The sequence below is a fragment of the Nitrosomonadales bacterium genome (assembly GCA_016716325.1).
In the GTDB taxonomy this organism is placed as follows: Bacteria; Pseudomonadota; Gammaproteobacteria; order Burkholderiales; family Gallionellaceae; genus Gallionella.
Genome location: JADJWO010000001.1, coordinates 1806453 through 1825396, shown reverse-complemented (window position 1 = coordinate 1825396; position 18944 = coordinate 1806453). Strand labels below are relative to the sequence as shown.

Sequence of the window (18944 nt, the reverse complement as noted above, 5' to 3'; positions counted from 1 at the left end):
AAGCAGCATGGCCATCAAACAGAAAAGCCTGCCGGTCGGACGGTGTAAGGCGCCGACTCGCGGAACGAATGACAATTGCGTGATACCGTCCGATCATGAGAATGACATCGCGAAGCAGGTGCGCAAGGCGTTGAAGGATTATTTTGTGGATCTGGACGGCGAAGAGCCTTCCTGCAGCGTGTATGACATGGTGATGGATTGCGTCGAGAAACCGCTGATCGAGATGGTGCTGGAGCATGTCGGCGGCAACCAGACGCGCGCAGCCGGGATGCTCGGCATCAACCGCAACACCCTGCGCAAGAAGATGCTGCAACACGGCATCGTTTAATCCCATTCCGCGCAGCGGTTCGTCCGCTCCCTCGCCCGCTTGCGGGAGAGGGTTGGGGAGAGGGAAAAAGATTTTTATTTAATCGGGAATCATCATGGCCATCACCCAAGCACTCATCAGCGTCTCCGACAAATCCGGCGTCCTCGAATTCGCCAAAGGCCTGCACGCCCTCGGCGTCAAGCTGCTCTCCACCGGCGGCACTGCCAAGCTGCTCGCCGACAACGGCGTGCCCTGCACCGAAGTCGCCGACTACACCGGCTTCCCCGAGATGCTCGATGGCCGTGTGAAGACCCTGCAACCGAAAGTGCACGCCGGCATCCTCGCGCGTCGCGACCTGCCCGAGCACGTCGCCACGTTGGCCAAGCACGAGATCCCCACCATCGACCTGGTGGTGGTCAACCTGTACCCGTTCGCGGCCACCATCGCCAAGCCCGGCTGCACACTGGAGGACGCCATCGAGAACATCGACATCGGCGGGCCGACCATGGTGCGTTCCGCCGCCAAGAACCACGCGCACGTCGCCATCGTCACCGACCCGGTCGACTACGCCGACGTGCTGGCCGAGATGCAAACCAACAACTGCAGCGTGTCCGACGCCACCCGTTTCGACCTGGCCAAGAAAGCCTTCTCGCACACCGCCGCCTACGACAGCATGATCAGCAACTACCTCACCGCCATCAATAGCGACGGTAGCAAGCAAGCCTTCCCCGCGCAGATCAACTTCAACTTCGCCAAAGTGCAGGACATGCGCTACGGCGAGAACCCGCACCAGAGCGCCGCATTCTATCGGGACCTCATCGCCGTGCCCGGCGGCATCGCCGACTACACGCAAGTGCAGGGCAAGGAACTGTCCTACAACAACATCGGCGATTCCGATGCGGCATGGGAATGCGTCAAGACCTTCGAGCAGCCCGCCTGCGTCATCGTCAAGCACGCCAACCCCTGCGGCGTGGCCATTGCGGACAATCCGCTGAACGCCTACAAACTGGCCTATTCCACCGACACCACCTCGGCCTTCGGCGGCATCATCGCCTTCAACCGCGAGCTGGACGAAGCCACCGCCGCGCAGATCGTCGCCAACCAGTTCGTCGAGGTCATCATCGCGCCGAGCGCCACCGAAGCCGCACTCAAAGTCACCGCCGCCAAGCAGAACGTGCGTGTGTTGACCGTACCGCTGTCGAATGCGCACAACCAGTGGGACGTGAAGCGCGTCAGCGGCGGCCTGCTGGTGCAAAGCTCGGACGCACTCAACGTGGGCGCAGAACACCTCAAGATCGCCACCAAGCTGCAACCCACCGCAGAACAGATGACCGACCTGCTGTTCGCATGGCGCGTCGCCAAATACGTGAAGTCCAACGCCATCGTCTTCTGCAAAGGCGGTCAGACACTGGGCGTCGGCGCAGGCCAGATGAGCCGCGTGGACAGCACCAAGATCGCCAGCATCAAGGCGCAGCACGCTGGGCTGAGCCTCGCCGGCTCCGTGGTCGCCTCCGATGCCTTCTTCCCGTTCCGTGACGGCATCGACGTGCTGGCCCAAGCCGGTGCCAAAGCCGTCATCCAGCCGGGGGGTTCCATGCGCGACGAAGAAGTCATCGCTGCTGCCGACGAGTTGGGCCTGGCGATGGTGTTCACTGGCCACCGTCACTTCCGCCATTAATGGACTCCCCTCTCCCGCTCGCGGGAGAGGGGTTGGGGGAGAGGGTGCAGGGCGTGCCCGCCGTCAATATTCAAGATGCAATGGTGGGTTACGCGAGAACCGCTAACCCACCCTACATGAGGTCGATATGAAAATATTAGTCATCGGTTCCGGCGGTCGCGAGCACGCACTCGCCTGGCGTCTGGCGCAGGGTGTAAAAGTGCAGAAGATCTACGTCGCGCCGGGTAACGCGGGCACCGCGCTCGAAGAGGGCGTGGAGAACGTCAACATCACCGCCATCCCCGAACTGCTCGAGTTCGCCAAGAACAACGACATCTACATGACCGTGGTCGGCCCCGAAGCGCCGCTGGCCGCAGGCGTGGTCGATGTGTTCCGCGCCGCAGGGCTGAAGATCTTCGGCCCCACCCAGGCCGCCGCGCAGCTCGAATCCTCGAAGGATTTCGCCAAGCGCTTCATGGCACGCCACAACATCCCCACCGCGTTCTTCGAAACGTTCAGTGACATCGCGCATGCAAAAGCCTATGTCAAGAAACACGGCGCACCCATCGTCATCAAGGCCGACGGTCTCGCTGCGGGCAAGGGCGTGGTCGTGGCCATGAGCCAGCAGGAAGCGTTCGACGCCATCGACATGATGCTGTCCGACAACAAGCTGGGCGATGCCGGTGCGCGTGTGGTGATCGAAGAATTCCTCGAAGGCGAAGAAGCCAGCTTCATCGTCATGGTGGACGGCAAGAACGTCTTGGCCATGGCCAGCAGCCAGGATCACAAGCGCCTGCTCGACGGCGACCAGGGCCCCAACACCGGCGGCATGGGCGCGTACTCCCCCGCGCCCGTCGTCACGCCCGGCATCCACGCCAAGGCCCTGCGCGAAGTCATCATGCCCGTGGTACGCGGCATGGAAGCCGAGGGACATGTCTACACCGGATTCCTGTATGCCGGCCTGATGATCTCGCCGGACGGCGGATTGAAAGTGCTGGAATTCAACTGCCGCATGGGCGACCCCGAGACCCAGCCGATCATGCTGCGCCTGAAGAGCGATTTAGCCGTCATCGTCGAGCATGCCATCGCCGGAACGCTGGACAAGGTCGAAGCCGAATGGGATCGCCGCACCGCGCTCGGCGTGGTTATGGCTGCCGCCAACTATCCCGACACCCCGCGCAAGGGCGATGTCATCGAAGGCCTGCCGAACAAACCGGAAGACGCGCATGTGTTCCACGCCGGCACCGCGATGCAGGACGGCAAGGTCGTCACCAGCGGCGGGCGCGTGCTGTGCGTCGTGGCGCTGGGCGACATGGTCAAGCATGCGCAGAGCCGCGCCTACGAGATCGCCGACGGCATCCACTTCGACGGCCAGCAGATGCGCCGCGACATCGGCTATCGGGCGATAGGGCGGAAGTAACAAACCTCCCCTCTCCCGCAAGCGGGAGAGGGGTTGGGGGAGAGGGTGATAGGAACGGGGAAGCGGCAACGCTTCCCCGTTTTGTATTCAGCGGCCTATATGTTCTTGCTGGCGCGAAGGCGCATGATTGCAACTATTGATGTTTCCATAATTAATGACATTCGCGGCGTCATTCCCGCGCAAGCGGGAATCCAGTGGGTTTAATGAAAATGCATTTTTTCTTGCTGGATTCCCGCTTGCGCGGGAATGACGCGGTTTTTTTCACTCGACTTCATTTCTGATCATCTTGTCCTGATTTATGGAAGGCTCAATAATAAGGTAAGGAAGGTCTGATTAAGTCCGAAAGCCATGGTTCGATACATTTTCCGTTCGTCCCGAGTGCCGCGCTTGCGCGGTGTATCGAGGGAGCGAACGGAAAACGAGCTTGCGAGTTTCGCTTAAATACTCACCACAAACGGACTAAATCAGACCTTCCCTAGCAAATACGTGGCGCGGAGCGCAAACTGCCGCACACCGCAATCCACCCACAGGAGCGCCACATGTCCAAGAAAAAGTTCCACTGCCAAGCAGTCACCCATGCAGGCATCAAAAGCATCAGCATCACCGACGACACGCACCACTTCTGCCTCACCCTGGAAGATGCGGGCAACAGATTGAACGCCCTGAAAGCAGCCATAGCCACCGGTAAATACCCCATCGCCATGGAACTGGTGAATTCCTGCGCCAAGTTGATGACCGGCCCAACCGTAAAGTATTACGTCACCCAGCACGACGCCGAGAAGTTCGAACATGCACTGGATAAGGCCTTGCATCACTAAAGCGGCAGCACTTCCCCGTTTCACTCGGCGGCCTATATATTCTTTGCTATTGGAGATAGATGGCTGGGTCGGTACTATTCGGCCCGGACATGGAAATTTCAAACGAAGGCCATGCGCAGGTTTTGCGCCATGGAATGAGAAATTGAGCAAATGAGCGAACTGATCCTCTACCAAACTGTTGATGGCAACACCGAAGTGCGCTTGCGTGCCGAAGAAGGTAGCGTTTGGCTCACCCAGAGTGAGATCGCCGAACTGTTCGCCACCACCAAACAGAACGTCAGTCTGCATGCAGCCAACATCCTGAAAGAAGGTGAATTGGCGGAGGGGGCAACTGTCAAGGAATCCTTGACAGTTCAAATTGAGGGAGCGCGGCAAGTGAAACGCCGCACCCTCACCTACAACCTGCCGATGATTCTAGCCATCGGCTATCGCGTTCGCTCAGTGCGCGGCACCCAGTTCCGCCAATGGGCCACCGCCCATCTAGGCGAATATCTCATCAAAGGTTTCGTCATGGATGACGAGCGTCTGAAGGATCCCAAAGGCTGGGACTACTTCGACGAACTGCTGGCGCGCATCCGCGAGATCCGCGCCTCGGAAAAACGCTTCTACCAAAAGGTGCGCGACCTGTTCGCCCTCAGCGTGGACTATAGGGCCGAAGACAGCGCAGTCCAACTCTTCTTTGCCGAAGTGCAAAACAAACTGCTGTACGCCGTCACACAAAAGACCGCAGCCGAACTCATCACCGCCCGTGCCGACGCCAATGCCCCCAACATGGCGCTGAACACATGGAGCGGCACGCGCGTGCGCAAACACGACGTCATCATCGCCAAGAACTATCTCGACGCAGACGAAGTGGATGTGCTTAACCGACTGGTCGTCATCTTTCTGGAAACTGCCGAACTGCGCGCCCAAGAGCGCAAGCAACTCACGCTGGATTTCTGGCGGCAGAATGTGGATCGCCTGATCGAATTCAGCGACCGCCCCGTGCTACAAAGCGCAGGCAACATCAGCACAGAACAGATGAGAAACATCGCCCACGAACGTTATGAGACCTTCGATGCGCAGCGCCGCAACGCTGAAGCTGTTGAAGCCGATGCCGAGGATATTCAGGCACTGGAAGAAATCGAAAAGCAGGCGAAGGGCAACGTAAAGTGATGACCGGCCCAACGGTAAAGCATTACGTCACCCAGCACGACGCCGAGAAGTTCGAGCATTCACTGGATAAGGCGCTACATCACTAGAGAGGTGCCGCTTCAACGCTTGTTAATAAGCGGTCTATATATTCTTCGCTATTGGCGATACTAGGCAGGGTCGGTACTATTCGGCTCGGGTATGGCAATAACAAAATGAAAGGCCGTGCATTGGGGAGAGGGCAGTGTCTGATAAACCAAATGAATACGAATCTTTAAGATCACAATTTGCAACCTTAAAGACAGGGCGCGGCCAGCACAGGCAATACCTGCCCTACGCCTTCACCGAGCACGGCGCGCACGACAAAGCCATCGCCGAGATCATCAATGCCATCCGCCAGTTGATGTCGCCGGAAGAACCGAAAAAGAAACGCCCCATCGGCTTCGCGTCGTGGAAAGAACAAAAGGGGAACTAGATGGTTGCGCCGAAAGAAGTCCTCAAACTGATTGAAAACTTTGAGCACAATCTTGATGCCTACCGTGGTGGCAAGTACAACGAGACGCAAGTGCGCCGCGACTTCATCGATCCTTTCTTCAAGGCCTTGGGCTGGGATATGGACAACAGCGCGGGCTATGCCGAAACCTACCGCGACGTCATTCATGAGGACGCCATCAAGATCGGCAACAGCGTCAAGGCGCCCGATTACAGCTTCCGCATCGGCGGACAGCGCAAGTTCTTCCTCGAAGCAAAGAAACCCTCGGTCAACGTCAGGGAAGACATCGAGCCGGCCTTCCAACTCAGGCGGTATGCATGGTCGGCCAAGTTGCCACTGTCCATCGTTACCGACTTCGAAGAATTCGCTATTTACGATTGCCGCCAGAAGCCGGTCAAGAGCGACAAGGCCAGCAAGGCGCGCCTGTTCTACTGCACCTTTCGCGACTATGCCGAAAGGTGGGACGAAATCGCTGCGATATTCTCCAAGGAGGCCGTGCTCAAAGGCTCGTTCGACAAATACGCCGGCAGCAGCAAGGGCAAGCGTGGTACCAGTGAAGTGGACAGCGCGTTTCTCGATGAGATCGAGAATTGGCGCGACCTGCTGGCGCGCAACATCGCGCTGCGCAATCCGAACCTGAGCCAGCGCGAACTCAACTTCGCCGTTCAGCAAACCATAGACCGCATCATCTTCCTGCGCATCTGCGAAGACCGTGGCATCGAGCCCTATGGCAAGTTGATGGCACTTCAGAACGGCGCCAGTGTCTATGCCCGCCTGCGCGAAATGTTCCGCGATGCGGACGACCGATACAACTCCGGCCTGTTCCACTTCAGCAAGGAAAAGAACCGTGCCGGAGCGCCGGACGAACTGACGCTGCATCTGAACATCGACGACAAACCGCTCAAGGAAATCTTCAAGAATCTTTACTATCCCGACTGTCCCTACGAATTCTCCGTGCTTGGTGCGGACATCCTGGGCAGCGTGTACGAACAATTCCTCGGCAAGGTCATCCGCCTCACTGCGGGCAACCGGGCTGTGGTGGAAGACAAGCCGGAAGTCAAGAAAGCGGGCGGCGTGTTCTACACCCCGGCCTACATCGTGCAATACATCGTCCAACACACTGTCGGCAAACTGCTGGAAGGCAAAACGCCCAAGCAGGCGAAAGGCATTGCCATCCTCGACCCGGCCTGCGGCTCTGGCTCTTTCTTGATCGGTGCCTACCAATACCTGCTCGACTGGTACCTGGAACGCTATGTAGAAGAAGGGGCAGAGAAACACAGCAAAGGTAAAAGCGCACACATCCGCCCGGGCGCACAACAGACCTGGCGGCTCACCACGGCAGAAAAGAAACGCATCCTGCTCGAACACATCTATGGCGTAGACATCGACGCGCAGGCGGCGGAAGTCACCAAGCTATCGCTGCTGCTCAAGATGCTCGAAGGCGAATCGGACGAAACATTGAATAGCCAGATGAAACTGTTTCACGAGCGCGTGTTGCCCGACCTGGAACACAACATCCAGTGCGGCAACTCGCTGATCGGTCCGGATTTCTACGATGGCAAACTGGAACTGGATACGGAAGAAGCGCAGCGCATCAATGTATTCGACTGGCAGACGGCGTTCCCGCAGATATTCGAGGCGGGCGGATTCGATGCGGTGATCGGGAATCCTCCGTATATCCGTATCCAGACCATGAAGGAATGGGCGCCGCTGGAAGTTGAGCATTACAAGGAGCGTTACCTTTCTGCGGGCAAGGGGAATTACGATATTTACGTCGTATTTGTCGAGCGTGGCCTGCAATTACTCAACAAGAGAGGGCGGCTTGGTTTCATCCTCCCGCACAAGTTTTTCAACGCCCAATACGGTGAGCCGCTACGTGGACTCATCGCAATAGGTAGCCACCTTGCCGACATCGTGCACTTCGGCCATCAGCAGGTGTTTGCGGGCGCTACCACTTACACCTGTTTGCTTTTTCTCGATCGTGCTCCGGGCGAGAAATTCCCCTTTGTCCAAGTGGATGACCTGCGAGCCTGGCGTCAGGATGGTACAGCGCAAAGTGCCGAAATCTATGCCAATCAATTGAGCGCGTCGGAATGGAATTTCTCTGCTGCGCAAGGAGGCGATTTGCGTACCCGGCTGCTCGCCATGCCGATCAAACTTGGCGAAGTTGCGCATATTTTTGTCGGTTTGCAAACGAGTGCAGACAAGGTTTTCGTGCTTGAGCATGTGCGCGATATCGGCAAACATCATGTGGTTGCGCGCGATGCGGGCGGAACCGAATGGCAACTGGAGCGCGGCATTCTCAAGCCCTTCCTGAGCCATGTGTCGCTCGCCTCGTATGCTGCCCCGCAAGCGCAACACTGGCTTATTTTTCCTTACGCGCTTGAAGGTGGCCAAGCCAAACTGATGGGGCCGGATAACCTGAAAAAACTGTACCCCAATGTCTGGGCTTACCTTGAACACTCCGCTGATGCACTTAAACGGCGCGAAGGCGGGAAATTGAAAAATTCTCCCGATTGGTATGGCTATGTTTACCGCAAAAACCTAGTGGCTTTTGATGAGCCTAAACTGGTGGTACAAGTAATTTCGCAAACCGGCCGCTACGCCTTCGACAATAACGAACTCTACTTCACTGGCGGCGGCAACGGCCCTTATTACGGCGTGCGCTGGAAAGACGCCGCAGATCAGCACTCGTTGCATTACTTGCAGGCGTTGCTCAATTCCCGCTTATTGGACTATATATTGCATAGCGTCAGCAGCCCGTTCCGTGGCGGTTATTGGTCTTACGGCAAGCGATTCATCGAGCAGCTTCCTGTCCGTGCCATTGATTTCACCAACATCCAAGACCGATCCACTCATGACCACGCAGTCGCTCTCGTCGAAAAAATGCTCGCCCTGCACCCGCAACTCGCCGCCGCGAAAACCCCGCATGAATCCAACCTGCTGCAACGCCAGATCGCCGCGACCGACAATCAGATCGACCAGTTGGTGTATCAACTCTATGGCTTGACCGACGAAGAAATCGCGCTGGTGGAAGGAGCGCAGTGAGGCAATCCACATTGCAACTAGTGGGGGCAGCATCGAAAATTTCTGTTGAAACGAATGGCGAGTCTGTGGGCAATTCCTTCATTGTGTTTGTACTGAAATAAACAAAAATACTCGGGGAGTTTATATGCAGGAAACTACTTATCTCTCAACCACAAAACTTGCAGAGAAATTTGCCATGCAGCCGAAGGAGCTTTTTGCGCAATTGGCAACGCTTGGGCTGATCAATCAAAGCGATGGCGCATGGGAACTGACCGAGGAAGGCAGGAAGAAAGGCGGCATTGTCAAAGAGAGTAAACAGTATGGCCCGTATATCGCATGGCCGAGCAACGTAGACCTGAATCTGACCATCAATGAAGCGCTCATCACCGCGACAGCCATAGGCAAGCATTTTGAATTGAGTGCGACCAAAGCCAACTACATCCTTTCAGAGCTGGGCTGGATCAAGAAAAGTCTTAAGGGCTGGGCGCTGACCAATCAGGGCGCAAAACTGGGTGGTGTGCAGGATGAAGACAAGAAATCAGGCATCCCCTTTGTGCGCTGGCCGGAAACCATCGTCAACTCAAAAGCATTGCTGGAGTCGATGGGGCACATCACCGGCAAGCCCCCTGAAAAGAAGGCGGAAGAGGTTGTGAAGACCGACGAGGAAATCGGGTTCCGAGATAAGTTTGAGGCGAAGCACCGGTCTGCCGATGGGCATTTTGTCAGGTCGAAGGCGGAAATGTTGATCGACAACTGGCTCTATATGGCCGAGATCGTCCATGCCTATGAGCGCAAGCTGCCCATTGAGGAAGATGTTTATTCGGATTTCTACATTCCCACCGGCAAGGTCTATCTGGAATATTGGGGGCTGGAGAACGATCCCAAGTACCTTGCCAGGAAGAAACAGAAGATCGAGATTTACAATAAATACGGTTTTAATCTGATCGAACTTTGCGACAAGGAAGTCCAGAACCTGGACGATCACCTGCCTAGGTTGTTGCTCAAGTATGGCGTGCAGGCTTATTGAGCATGCTGCGTCGCGCGGGTGGCGTTGTCGCGGTTGATAGGGTGAGGTGATGGATGACTAGAAACAAATTCAATATCTCAATCGGCGCATTGCTGGCGAAGGACTCATCATGAGTATGCCGATTTCTCTGCCTACCCATTTTTCAGCCCGCTCTGCAAAAGAGGCGATTACTGCGTGCTGGCAGATCGAGTCGGTAGCAGGTGTGGTTGATGTTGATGCATCCAATCTGGTTTTTGTCGATCCCTTCGGGATGGCTTTGTTGGCGGCAACCTTTTTCAAAGTTTGCCAGCAGGGTGGCGCGGTTCGGGTGCATTGTCTGAATGCGCAGTTAAGCGGTTATTTGCAGCGCATGGATGTTTTTCGTGGGGTGGAGTTGGTTGACTGTGCACCGATGCAAGGACAGCGGCATGATCGGGCCGATGCTCTGGTTGAGGTGACGCGTCTTGAGCAGCGCAGGGATGTCGATTCTGCCGCTTTGCGGTTGACCAGAGCATTGGTGGGCAGAATGCCAGTGGCAAACCATAACGAACAGCCGGATGAAATGACCGGCTATACGGAGGAAGATCGCCTGGCTGAGCCGATTCAATATGCGTTTAACGAGTTATTGGAAAATGCTTTGACGCATGCAAGGCGTGCCGGTTACGGAAATGCCTGTGTATGGGTTGCCTGCCAATACTATCCAACCAGCGATATGGTTCGTTTGGGAGTTGTAGATAACGGGTGTGGTTTTCTGGCAACCTTGCGCGGCCATCCAGCATTGCATCAGGAAACGCATTTGGCGGCTATCCTTGCTGCCTTGCAACCGCGAGTGAGCTGTAACCGGGACTTGGGATTGGTTGCGGATTCGGTCAATCAGGGAGTGGGCCTGACCACCACCCAGCGAATTGCCATGAGTGTGGGTGGCCGATTGTATATTGCAAGCGGCGATGCAATCCATAGTTCTGCTTCCTATAGCCACTTGGCAGATGGCATACGCTGGCAAGGTGTGGCGATTGCGCTGGAATGTAAGCGTCGGCGTTTGCCAGAGGTGCATTTGCGCGATCTGCTTCCCCCTCTCGAGCCCCAACCCGGTGTCATGTTGCGTTTTCAATGAAATGTGGCTATCGTGCAGCCGCTGGCCTGCTAAATCCGTATGGGGTTAGTTAAATCATGAATAGACAAATACATCTGAATCAACATGCCCACGGCCATATGGTGGGTTCCCGCATGGCTGCGGCACCCGTACGCGACGAGATTGAAATAATCTTGGCGCAAGTGGGCGCTGAGGTGGTGCTGGATTTCTCCGGCATCAGTGCGACGCAATCGTTTGTTGATGAGCTGGTTGGTGTACTTGTGCTGCGCCACGGCCCGGACATTTTGTCGCGTATCGTTTTCAAGGGTTGCTCGGACGACGTGCGGGCAATTATCGAGTTTGTTGTTGCTGATCGTTGCGACCAATACATTAAAGCGAACACGCACTAACTACTTATTCCATCAGGACGTCAGCCAAAAAAAGCCTCGCAGTGATGCGAGGCTTTTGATTTTCAGAAACTTATTGGGTCAGCAACAACTGCCAGTCAGCGGAACGCTGCTACTGTGTGATCAATAAGCCACATCATGATCGCCCACATTGATCGGGATGATTTCTTTGTCCCGAATCAACAGCTCAAGCGTGATGCGGTAAGAGAGGTTGATGGATACCGAGTGCAACCCCTGCAACCTTCCGCCCAGGGCATGCAAGCGCAGCGATGGATGGTGCGGGTTCATCTCCAGCAGTTGCAGTGTCCTGAGGTATTGGTTTTCCAGCTCGGGATGGCGTTTGAGAAATCGCGCTACGCGCTTTTCATACTGCTCCGTATATACAAGCTGGAAGGTCATGGGAAATTGCAAAACATGATAATGAAACCGCCATGACCTTTCCCTCTCCCCGACCCTCTCCCATAAATGGGCGAGGGGGCGATGGCAGGCTGCGCGAGTGTCAGGATACTGGTCATGCGGCGGTCTTTTTCACCCGCTTCACATGCGCTGCCGCCGAGCCCTTGTTAAACCGTCCGGCGGCGATGTCGGCTTTGGTTTCGGCCAATGCGGCTTCCAGTTCGCATTCGCGCAGGTGGTGATACTGCGCGATCTCCATCACCACGAAACGCTCTTTGCCGCGAACCGAGACGATCGCTTCCGGCCGGTCCGCCAGCGCGGCCTCAATGGCGGCGATGCCTTTTGTTTTTAAATCATTGGCAGTCAGGTTGGACATGATTCGTCTCCTTGTGGCGTTGTTTACAGTGTGCCGAATAATATGCTTAAGAGTACGATTCATCAATCCCGAATGATCGGGAGCCGCCCTTTAGTAATGCGGCGGCCTTTCATTTGCCGGGGACTTGCCGTCATTCCCCGCTTCCGCCAGCGCCCGAACCTGGCCTGCCAGCGCCTTGCAAACCTCCGTTAGCTGATCCAGCTTTTGTTGCTGCTGGTAGACCGTCTTGTTCAGTTCGTCGATCTGGTCTTCCTGGAAGGCGAGTTTGGTTTCGATGTCGATCAGGCGTTCTTCGTTCATGGGGCGGCTCGGCGGGTTCGGGGTGCTCATTCTAGCGCGTGCGCTGATGTTTCCGCCGGCATGAGGGTTGTAAATTGCCATTGTCCGGTTGCTGCGACACAATGTCCGCATTGTGCAAGCGAGAGGGCAAAATGAGCGAAGCGGATTTTGATCGGATCAGGCGGCAGGTACGGCAGTTCGTGGCGGAGCGCGACTGGGACCAGTTCCATTCGCCGAAGAATCTTTCCATGGCGCTCATCGTGGAGGCGGCGGAGCTGGTGGAACATTTCCAGTGGCTCACCGAGGAGCAGAGCGCGAACCTGCCCCCGGAGAAGCTGGCCGAAGTGGAGCAGGAACTGGCGGATATCCAGGTGTATCTGATCAGCCTCGCGGCCAACCTCAAGCTCGATCTGATCGCCGCCGTGGACAAGAAGCTGGTGCTGAATGCGCAGAAATATCCGGCAGACAAGGTGCGTGGCAGCAACAAGAAATATTCGGAATACGAGTAACGAACTGTCTATGGAATAACCTTCTTTTATCGGAAGTGCATGCCTGCATCCCCGGACGGTACTCTTCGAGGAACATGGAATCCGCCACGCGAACAACGAGGCAACGCAAACCCGGAACAAGCCGGAAGAACGCTTTGGGTAAAGCCGGCTGCGAGTCGGCGGCAAATTGTCAACGACTGCGGAATAAAACTGCACAACGGCTGGGGCGGTGCACGCACCGAGGGAATTTCTGTATGATTATGCGCATCTACACTGGGGCCTTTAGCGATGAAACCGTCTCAATTACTTAACGTGCACCGCAGCGAAATTTGCCGCATGGTTGAGCAGAACCATGTGCGTAATCCGCGCGTGTTCGGTTCGGTATTGCACGGCGAGGATGCGGAAGGCAGCGACCTGGATCTGCTGGTTGATCCTTTGCCGGGAACGACGCTGCTGAATCTTGGAGCGCTTCAGGTTGATCTGGAGCAGTTGCTTGGCGTGCAGGTGGATGTGCTGACTCCCGGCGACCTCCCCCAAATTTCGCGAAGTAGTTCTGAGCGAAGCTTTGCCTGTATGACTTCTCGCAGCTTGAGGCAGGCAGATTATCTTTCCCATATGCTGGAAGCCGCTGTGTTAGCGCAAAGCTACGTTGAGGGTATGGAGAAAGCGGATTTCCTTGAGGACAAGAAAACACAGCAGGCCATCATCCTTAACGTCATGGTGATCGGCGAGGCGGCGATCAAGCTGGCAGACGAATATCCGGCGTTCATCGCACGATTTCCCCAAGTAGAATGGAGAAGTATGCGCGGCATGCGCAACCGTTTGGCCCATGGCTATTTCGATATCAATCTGGAGATCGTCTGGGATACGGTGAAACAGGCGTTGCCGATCCTTGAAGACCAGCTTCGCCAGATCCAAAAATCGCAATAATCAATGCGGACTGTATTGCCCGTTCCATCCCGTACTCTTGTCGCGTTCCTCCGGCGTGGCGGCGTGATCGCCTATCCGACCGAGTCGTGCTACGGCCTCGGTTGCGATCCGCGCAACCGGCGCGCGGTGCAGCGCATCCTGAAGCTGAAGCAGCGACCGCAGCGCAAGGGGCTGATCCTGATCGCGTCCGATTATCGTCAGGTGCAGCCTTATATCCAGCCGCTCACCGCTGATGAACAATTGCGCCTGCAACAGGACGGCGCGCAGGCGGTGACCTATCTGATGCCGGCGAAACCTTCCTGTCCGCGCTGGCTGCGCGGCGAACACAATACGCTGGCAGTGCGGCTGACGGCGCATGCCTTTGCGAAGGAACTGTGCCGCAACGCGAAGAGTGCGCTGGTTTCGACCAGCGCGAACCGCAGCGGGATGCGCCCGGCGAAGACGTTTGCCGAGTGCCGGCGGATGTTCGGGGAAAATGTGCGGGTATTGCGCGGCCGGGTGGGAAAGCGCAAACGCCCATCGACGATACGGGCGTGGGCAGGTGATAGAATCGTGCGCAAATGATCTCCTTCCCGCAAGGAGGGCCGCACAACCTATTCCCTCTCCCTTGAGGGAGAGGGTCAGGGAGAGGGTGGTGTCTATAAGCCCCTCTCCCCCACCCCCTCTCCCGCAAGCGGGCGAGGGGAGTTACTACCGGAGAGAACATGGATAGCGCCGCTGTAAAGGAATACCTGCTGGAGCTGCAGGAACTGATCGTCGAACGTCTGGAACAGGTGGACGGCAAATCCTTCCTGCGCGACAAGTGGACGCGCGCCACGGGTTCGGGCGGCATCGGCAAGGGCGAAGGGATCAGCTGCATCATCGAGGAAGGCAATGTGCTGGAGCGCGGCGGGGTGGCGTTCTCGCATGTGCAGGGCGACAAGATGCCCGCGTCCGCCACCGCGCACCGTCCCGAGCTGGCCGGTTGTTCGTGGGAGGCGATGGGCGTGTCGCTGGTGATGCATCCGCGCAATCCCTATGCACCGACCTCGCATGCCAACGTGCGCATGTTCATGGCGCACAAGCCGGACGGCGACAAGGTGTTCTGGTTCGGCGGCGGCATGGACCTTACGCCTTACTACGGCTTCGAAGAAGATGCGATCCACTTCCATCAGGTGTGCAAGAACTCGCTGACGCCGTTCGATCCCTCACTGCACGCGAAATACAAGAAATGGTGCGACGAGTATTTCTTCCTCAAGCATCGCAACGAGCCGCGCGGTGTGGGCGGCATCTTCTTCGACGATCTTTCCGAGCCGGATTTCGAATCCTGTTTCGCCATCCAGCAGAGCGTGGGCGACCATTACCTGTCGGCCTATGTGCCGTTGCTGGAGAAGCGCAAGGACATGCCCTACGGCGAGCGCGAGCGCGACTTCCAGTTGTATCGTCGCGGCCGCTATGTGGAGTTCAATCTGGTGATCGACCGTGGCACCATCTTCGGGCTGCAATCGAATGGCCGCACCGAATCCATCCTGCTCTCCATGCCGCCGTTGGTGAAGTGGCGCTACGACTGGCATCCGGAAGCGGGCACGCCGGAAGCGGAGTTGTACGACAGGTTCCTCGTACCGAAAGACTGGGTGTAAGCGGAAACAACCCGCTGCGGCGGGTGGCTCAGTTTCCCGGCCCGGCGATCCATCAATGCAATAATGGGCCATGATTTCCATCCAGCACAAAACCGGCAGTGATCACACGAGCATCGAAGCCTGGCTGGCTACGTTGCAGACTTCTTTCCCGCCGGACGGGGTCGACAGGGTGCGCCGCGCCTGCGACCTGGCCGGGACGCTTTATGCCGGGCAAACCGACCTGACCGGCACGACCCTGTTGCAGCACGCGCTGGGAACGGCATCCCTCCTGGTCGCCATGAACATGGATCACGAGACTGTCTGCGCCGCCATCCTGCATGCGCTGCCCGAATACCGCGACGACTGGCGGGAAATACTCGAAGCGGATTTCGGGATCGGCGTGAAGGCCCTGATCGAGGGAATCTCGCGCATGGAGAAGAGCCGCTTGTCCGGCGAGATACGCGCAAGCGGCAAAAAGGAAAAAGAAGACCACCCCCGACAGATGGAAAGCTTGCGCAAGATGCTGCTGGCGATGGTGCAGGATATCCGCGTGGTGCTGATCGAACTGGCAGCGCGCACCCAGACCATGCGCTGCCTTTCCGGCGCGCCGGCGCACCGTCAACGGCAGATTGCGGAGGAGACGCATAACCTGTTCGCCCCGCTGGCCAACCGCCTCGGCGTGTGGCAACTCAAGTGGGAACTGGAAGACCTTTCGATCCGTTATCTCGAACCCGAGCTTTACAAGAAGATAGCCAATCTGCTGGATGAGCGCAGGGTGGATCGCGAGCAGTACATCGCCGACGTGGTGTCCCGGTTGCGGCAGGCGCTGGACAAGGCCGGCATCCCGGCCGAGGTGACCGGCCGGCCCAAGCATATCTACAGCATCATCAACAAGATGAAGCGCAAGCAACTGGACTTTGGGGAACTGTACGATGTGCGCGCGGTGCGCATTCTGGTAGGCGGCCCGGCGGACGAGGGCGGGATCGACGGTATCCGGGAATGCTATACCGCGCTGTCTCTGGTGCACGAACTGTGGCCGCCGATCGAAAGTGAATTCGATGATTACATCGCAAATCCGAAGAGCAACGATTACCGTTCGCTGCATACCGCCGTCATCGGCCCGCGCGGGCTGGCGCTGGAAGTGCAGATCCGTACCCGCGAGATGCACCATCATTCTGAACTGGGCGTCGCGGCCCACTGGCGCTACAAGGAAGGCGCGAAATCCGACGCGCGGTTCGACGAGAAGATCGCCTGGCTGCGCCAGATACTGGCGTGGAAGGACGACCTGTCCGGCACCGACATGCCCGAACAATTCAGGGACGGACTGTTCCACGACCGGGTCTATGTGTTCACGCCGCAAGGCAAGGTGATCGACCTGCCCAGGGGCGCGACCCCGGTGGATTTCGCCTACGCCCTGCACACCGATCTGGGACACCGCACGCGCGGCGCGAAGGTGGACGGCAGCATCGTGCCGCTCGGCTATCAACTGCAGAACGGCCAGCGCGTGGAAATACTTTCAGCCAAACAGGGCGCACCCAGCCGCGACTGGCTCAACCCGTCGCTCGGCTTCCTGCACAGTTCGCGCGCGCGCCAAGGTGCGCAACTGGTTCAGGAGCCAGAACCTCGATGAGAGCATCGCGCAGGGCAGGACGCAACTGGACAAGGAACTGCACCGGCTCGGCGTCGTTTCCATCAACCAGGAAAAACTCGCGCAACGGCTGCACTTCAACAAGCTGGAGGATTTCCTGGCGGCCATCGGGCGCAACGAGGTCTCATCCCGGCGCATCGCGGACGCGATACGGGAAGAATCGCCGGCGCAAGTCCCGGCGATGCCCAGGCCGCTCGTTGCCCATCCGCCTGCCGGACCGGCGCGCACCGCAGACATCGCGGTCGGCGGCGTGAACAACCTGATGACGCGCATCGCGAAGTGCTGCAACCCGACCTCGCCCGATGCCATTGCCGGCTACATCACGCGCGACCGGGGGATCACCATCCACCGGCAGGACTGCCCGTTCCTGCAACGCCTGAAAGAGAACCGGCCCGACCGAGCGCTCAGCGCAAAGTGGGAATAGCTGCGGGTCCCGTTGGCCGGATTGACTCTTGCGGCGGATTGCACAACACTGTGACCGCGAACGCATCGTGGCAATCACCTTTCGGACCGGAGGCAATATGCAATCGAAGGGGCATTGGGAAAAGGTTTATTCGGCCAAGGCAGCAGATACGGTAAGCTGGTTCCAGCCGCATGCCGCCCTTTCCCTCGACCTCATCCAGTCGACCGGCGCAAAACATAACGCGGGTATCATCGACGTGGGCGGCGGCGCCTCCACGCTGGTCGATGACCTCGTGGCGGACGGCTATACCGACCTGACGGTACTCGACCTTTCCGGCACAGCGCTGCATGCGGCGCGCAAGCGACTGGGCCAGAACGAACGGAAGGTGCGCTGGATCGAGGCCGACATCCTCGGTGCTGACCTGCCCGCCCGACGCTACGACATCTGGCATGACCGTGCCGTGTTCCATTTCCTGACCGACCCGGCCGACCGCACCGCATACGTACAACAGGTGCTGTCTGCCGTGAAGCCGGGCGGCCATGTCATCGTCGCCACCTTTGCCGAGGACGGCCCGCTGCAATGCAGCGGCCTGCCGGTGATGCGCTATCGCGCCGACGAACTGCACGACCAGTTCGGCGAGGCATTCACTCTGCTGAAGCATCAGAAGGAAGCACACCACACGCCGTCCGGTGCGGTGCAGCAGTTCGTCTACTGCTATTGCCGCAGAGCGCCGTCCTGAACCTTCCTCAGCACGATGCGGCGGAACCAGCCGCCGCCGAGCGCGGGCGTGTCGCTCGCCACTTCCAGATCGGGAGACGCCGCCAGCACTTCCTCGAACACCACATCCATGCGCGTGGCGATCCGGCGCGACAGGGGGGTGAGCAAACGGCGCAATGGCGCGAACTGTCCCGGTAGCAGGAACTTGTCGAACAGCAGGATGGTGCCGCCCGGCTTCAGGACGCGCGCGGCTTCGGCCAGAGCGCGCTGCGGTTCCGGCACCACGGCCACGATCAGGTGCAGCACGACGGCATCGAACTGCGCATCGTCGAACGGCAACGACATGCTGTCTCCCAGCACGAAATCCACTTCCAGTTCCCCGCCTCGCGGACGCGCGCGCGCCAGCATGCCGGGGTTGAAATCCAGCGCGGTGTAGCGATGCAGGCGCGGGGCGTGCGGCAGGTCGAGGCCGGTGCCGGCGCCGCTGATGAGTACCTGCTGCGGCACATCGGCAGGCAGGCTGGCGAGCGAGGTGCGGCGAGCTTCGCGCATCGCGCGTTCGATGACCAGGTCATAGAGCGGCGCGATGAGGCTGTAGCTCATGCGCAGTAGCGGGTTTTGGCGGTAGGGTTGCTTGGTCATTTTGATCTCTCAATTGGGCACTTCAACACCCCCTCCCCCTTGCAGGGGGAGGGTTGGGGAGGGGGTAGAAGTGTTGAGGCTTATCGACTCTACCCCCATCCTGGCTTTCCCCCTGCAAGGGGGAAGGAA

18 protein-coding genes and 3 pseudogenes are annotated in these 18944 nt (G+C 58.1%); 17 read left to right on the top strand and 4 right to left on the bottom strand.

The genetic code is table 11. From position 1 onward, the window contains the following. The first annotated feature begins 7 nt into the window (after positions 1-7). From IPM27_08760 to IPM27_08715, 10 genes and pseudogenes are all read left to right on the top strand, one after another. A complete protein-coding gene (locus IPM27_08760; protein MBK9161640.1) occupies positions 8-328 on the top strand; it encodes a Fis family transcriptional regulator in 321 nt (106 codons plus the stop codon). A 94-nt stretch (positions 329-422) separates the two neighbouring features. Continuing rightward, entirely contained in the window at positions 423-1985 is a 1563-nt protein-coding gene (gene purH, locus IPM27_08755) for a bifunctional phosphoribosylaminoimidazolecarboxamide formyltransferase/IMP cyclohydrolase (GenBank protein ID MBK9161639.1), read from the top strand. A 127-nt stretch (positions 1986-2112) separates the two neighbouring features. Then, complete coding sequence (gene purD, locus IPM27_08750) at positions 2113-3384, top strand: phosphoribosylamine--glycine ligase (protein ID MBK9161638.1); 1272 nt, start codon at positions 2113-2115, stop codon at positions 3382-3384. Between the two features lie 539 nt (positions 3385-3923). Next, a complete protein-coding gene (locus IPM27_08745; protein MBK9161637.1) occupies positions 3924-4202 on the top strand; it encodes a hypothetical protein in 279 nt (92 codons plus the stop codon). 150 nt (positions 4203-4352) lie between these two features. Beyond that, on the top strand, positions 4353-5357 hold the full coding sequence (locus IPM27_08740) for a virulence RhuM family protein (GenBank protein MBK9161636.1): 1005 nt from the start codon (positions 4353-4355) through the stop codon (positions 5355-5357). A gap of 244 nt (positions 5358-5601) precedes the next feature. Next, positions 5602-5688: pseudogene (locus tag IPM27_08735) on the top strand (ORF6N domain-containing protein). Between the two features lie 120 nt (positions 5689-5808). After that, positions 5809-8874, top strand: a complete 3066-nt coding sequence (locus tag IPM27_08730) for an Eco57I restriction-modification methylase domain-containing protein (protein MBK9161635.1) — start codon at positions 5809-5811, stop codon at positions 8872-8874. A gap of 124 nt (positions 8875-8998) precedes the next feature. After that, the gene (locus IPM27_08725; GenBank protein ID MBK9161634.1) at positions 8999-9880 is read left to right on the top strand and encodes a glycerol kinase; all 882 of its coding nucleotides are present in this window, start codon (positions 8999-9001) and stop codon (positions 9878-9880) included. A 493-nt stretch (positions 9881-10373) separates the two neighbouring features. Continuing rightward, positions 10374-10973 (top strand): sensor histidine kinase, encoded by a 600-nt coding sequence (locus IPM27_08720; protein MBK9161633.1) that lies wholly within the window; start codon positions 10374-10376, stop codon positions 10971-10973. Positions 10974-11029: 56 nt separating this feature from the next. Then, positions 11030-11341 (top strand): STAS-like domain-containing protein, encoded by a 312-nt coding sequence (locus IPM27_08715; GenBank protein MBK9161632.1) that lies wholly within the window; start codon positions 11030-11032, stop codon positions 11339-11341. 120 nt (positions 11342-11461) lie between these two features. Here IPM27_08715 and IPM27_08710 read toward each other — a convergent pair whose 3' ends face one another. The 3 genes from IPM27_08710 to IPM27_08700 form a co-directional block, all read right to left on the bottom strand. Beyond that, on the bottom strand, positions 11462-11737 hold the full coding sequence (locus IPM27_08710; protein ID MBK9161631.1) for a plasmid stabilization protein: 276 nt from the start codon (positions 11735-11737) through the stop codon (positions 11462-11464). Between the two features lie 112 nt (positions 11738-11849). Beyond that, positions 11850-12110, bottom strand: coding sequence for a type II toxin-antitoxin system Phd/YefM family antitoxin (locus IPM27_08705; protein ID MBK9161630.1), 261 nt, complete (start codon positions 12108-12110; stop codon positions 11850-11852). Between the two features lie 90 nt (positions 12111-12200). After that, positions 12201-12410 (bottom strand): SlyX family protein, encoded by a 210-nt coding sequence (locus IPM27_08700; protein ID MBK9161629.1) that lies wholly within the window; start codon positions 12408-12410, stop codon positions 12201-12203. Between the two features lie 131 nt (positions 12411-12541). On the opposite strand from IPM27_08700, the gene IPM27_08695 reads away from it, so the two are divergent. The 7 genes and pseudogenes from IPM27_08695 to IPM27_08665 all read left to right on the top strand — a co-directional run bounded on the left by IPM27_08695 (position 12542) and on the right by IPM27_08665 (position 18195). Next, positions 12542-12898 (top strand): nucleotide pyrophosphohydrolase, encoded by a 357-nt coding sequence (locus IPM27_08695; protein MBK9161628.1) that lies wholly within the window; start codon positions 12542-12544, stop codon positions 12896-12898. A gap of 267 nt (positions 12899-13165) precedes the next feature. Next, a pseudogene (locus tag IPM27_08690) lies at positions 13166-13454 on the top strand (nucleotidyltransferase family protein). Further along, on the top strand, positions 13451-13807 hold the full coding sequence (locus IPM27_08685) for a DUF86 domain-containing protein (GenBank protein ID MBK9161627.1): 357 nt from the start codon (positions 13451-13453) through the stop codon (positions 13805-13807). The pseudogene IPM27_08690 and the gene IPM27_08685 overlap by 4 nt, the downstream one beginning before the upstream one ends. A gap of 3 nt (positions 13808-13810) precedes the next feature. Beyond that, positions 13811-14371: a Sua5/YciO/YrdC/YwlC family protein gene (locus IPM27_08680; protein MBK9161626.1), complete on the top strand. Its 561-nt coding sequence runs from the start codon at positions 13811-13813 to the stop codon at positions 14369-14371. A 140-nt stretch (positions 14372-14511) separates the two neighbouring features. Next, complete coding sequence (gene hemF, locus IPM27_08675; protein ID MBK9161625.1) at positions 14512-15426, top strand: oxygen-dependent coproporphyrinogen oxidase; 915 nt, start codon at positions 14512-14514, stop codon at positions 15424-15426. Positions 15427-15496: 70 nt separating this feature from the next. Beyond that, positions 15497-17477: pseudogene (locus tag IPM27_08670) on the top strand (bifunctional (p)ppGpp synthetase/guanosine-3',5'-bis(diphosphate) 3'-pyrophosphohydrolase). A gap of 97 nt (positions 17478-17574) precedes the next feature. Continuing rightward, positions 17575-18195 carry a class I SAM-dependent methyltransferase gene (locus IPM27_08665; protein ID MBK9161624.1) on the top strand — a complete coding sequence of 207 codons (621 nt, stop codon included), beginning with the start codon at positions 17575-17577 and terminating at the stop codon, positions 18193-18195. On the opposite strand, the gene IPM27_08660 is transcribed toward IPM27_08665, so the two are convergent. Beyond that, positions 18171-18815: a class I SAM-dependent methyltransferase gene (locus IPM27_08660; GenBank protein MBK9161623.1), complete on the bottom strand. Its 645-nt coding sequence runs from the start codon at positions 18813-18815 to the stop codon at positions 18171-18173. The two genes, IPM27_08665 and IPM27_08660, sit on opposite strands and share 25 nt — an antisense overlap. Between the last annotated feature and the right edge of the window lie 129 nt (positions 18816-18944).

What these genes read in the sequence shown, in the direction of transcription:
- purD (MBK9161638.1), top strand. Translation starts at nt 2,113, where the DNA reads ATGAAAATATTAGTCATCGGTTCCGGCGGTCGCGAGCACGCACTCGCC.
- purH (MBK9161639.1), top strand. Translation starts at nt 423, where the DNA reads ATGGCCATCACCCAAGCACTCATCAGCGTCTCCGACAAATCCGGCGTC.
- IPM27_08665 (MBK9161624.1), top strand. Translation starts at nt 17,575, where the DNA reads ATGCAATCGAAGGGGCATTGGGAAAAGGTTTATTCGGCCAAGGCAGCA.
- IPM27_08760 (MBK9161640.1), top strand. Translation starts at nt 8, where the DNA reads ATGGCCATCAAACAGAAAAGCCTGCCGGTCGGACGGTGTAAGGCGCCG.
- IPM27_08695 (MBK9161628.1), top strand. Translation starts at nt 12,542, where the DNA reads ATGAGCGAAGCGGATTTTGATCGGATCAGGCGGCAGGTACGGCAGTTC.
- hemF (MBK9161625.1), top strand. Translation starts at nt 14,512, where the DNA reads ATGGATAGCGCCGCTGTAAAGGAATACCTGCTGGAGCTGCAGGAACTG.
- IPM27_08745 (MBK9161637.1), top strand. Translation starts at nt 3,924, where the DNA reads ATGTCCAAGAAAAAGTTCCACTGCCAAGCAGTCACCCATGCAGGCATC.
- IPM27_08660 (MBK9161623.1), bottom strand. Translation starts at nt 18,815, where the DNA reads ATGACCAAGCAACCCTACCGCCAAAACCCGCTACTGCGCATGAGCTAC.
- IPM27_08725 (MBK9161634.1), top strand. Translation starts at nt 8,999, where the DNA reads ATGCAGGAAACTACTTATCTCTCAACCACAAAACTTGCAGAGAAATTT.
- IPM27_08730 (MBK9161635.1), top strand. Translation starts at nt 5,809, where the DNA reads ATGGTTGCGCCGAAAGAAGTCCTCAAACTGATTGAAAACTTTGAGCAC.
- IPM27_08705 (MBK9161630.1), bottom strand. Translation starts at nt 12,110, where the DNA reads ATGTCCAACCTGACTGCCAATGATTTAAAAACAAAAGGCATCGCCGCC.
- IPM27_08740 (MBK9161636.1), top strand. Translation starts at nt 4,353, where the DNA reads ATGAGCGAACTGATCCTCTACCAAACTGTTGATGGCAACACCGAAGTG.
- IPM27_08680 (MBK9161626.1), top strand. Translation starts at nt 13,811, where the DNA reads ATGCGGACTGTATTGCCCGTTCCATCCCGTACTCTTGTCGCGTTCCTC.
- IPM27_08700 (MBK9161629.1), bottom strand. Translation starts at nt 12,410, where the DNA reads ATGAACGAAGAACGCCTGATCGACATCGAAACCAAACTCGCCTTCCAG.
- IPM27_08715 (MBK9161632.1), top strand. Translation starts at nt 11,030, where the DNA reads ATGAATAGACAAATACATCTGAATCAACATGCCCACGGCCATATGGTG.
- IPM27_08710 (MBK9161631.1), bottom strand. Translation starts at nt 11,737, where the DNA reads ATGACCTTCCAGCTTGTATATACGGAGCAGTATGAAAAGCGCGTAGCG.
- IPM27_08685 (MBK9161627.1), top strand. Translation starts at nt 13,451, where the DNA reads ATGACTTCTCGCAGCTTGAGGCAGGCAGATTATCTTTCCCATATGCTG.